The organism is Corallococcus sp. 4LFB, assembly GCF_046520365.1.
Classification (GTDB): domain Bacteria; phylum Myxococcota; class Myxococcia; order Myxococcales; family Myxococcaceae; genus Corallococcus; species Corallococcus caeni.
Window position 1 is genome coordinate 1 of sequence record NZ_JBKGHJ010001141.1, and the last position, 798, is coordinate 798.

General features: G+C 69.5%; 1 protein-coding gene. It reads left to right on the forward strand.

What is annotated here, in order from left to right; translation table 11 throughout:
* The coding region (locus ACLEQD_RS44585; protein WP_410391952.1) for a condensation domain-containing protein at positions 1-798 on the forward strand (798 nt) is incomplete at both ends.

Below are 798 nucleotides of genomic sequence, written 5' to 3' on the forward strand. Positions count from 1 at the left end.
GAAGGGACGGCTGCCGGAGTACATGGTGCCGTCGGCCTTCGTGGTGCTGGAGGCGTTGCCCCTCAACGCCAACGGCAAGGTGGACCGCAAGGCGCTGCCGAAGCCGGAGGCCGGCGCCGAGCGCACGCGCCAGTACGTGGCGCCGCGCACGAAGACCGAGGAGGTCCTGACGAGCATCTGGGCGCAGGTGCTGGGCGCCACGCAGGTAGGGGTGGAGGACAGCTTCTTCGAGCTCGGTGGCCACTCGCTGCTCGCGACGCAGGCGGTGTCGCGCATCCGCACGGCCTTCAACATCGACCTGCCGCTGCGAGCCCTCTTCGAGTCCCCCACGGTCGCGGAGCTGGCCCTCAAGGTCGAGTCCGCGAAGCAAGGCGACGCGGTGCCGAAGCTCGTGGCGACAGCCCGCACGGGCCGTGAGCCACTCTCCTTCGCGCAGCAGCGGTTGTGGCTGCTCGATCAACTCCAGCCGGGAAGTGCCTCCTACAACCTCCCGGCTGCGGTGCGCCTCACTGGCACGCTGGATGTCGAAGCACTGCGCCGCACCTTCACGGAGCTGGTGCGCCGTCACGAAGCCTTGCGCACGACGTTCCAGGTCCACGACGGTCAACCGTCGCAGGTGGTGTCACCGGCTGGGGAGCTGGAGTGGACCGGCACAGCCCTGGACGGCCTGCCGGAAGCACAGCGTGAAGCCGAGGTTCGCGCCCTGGCCAAGGCCCAGGTCTTGCGCCCGTTCGACCTGAGCCAGGGACCGCTGTTCCGCGCGACGCTGGTGAGGCTGTCGGAGACGGAGCACGTGCT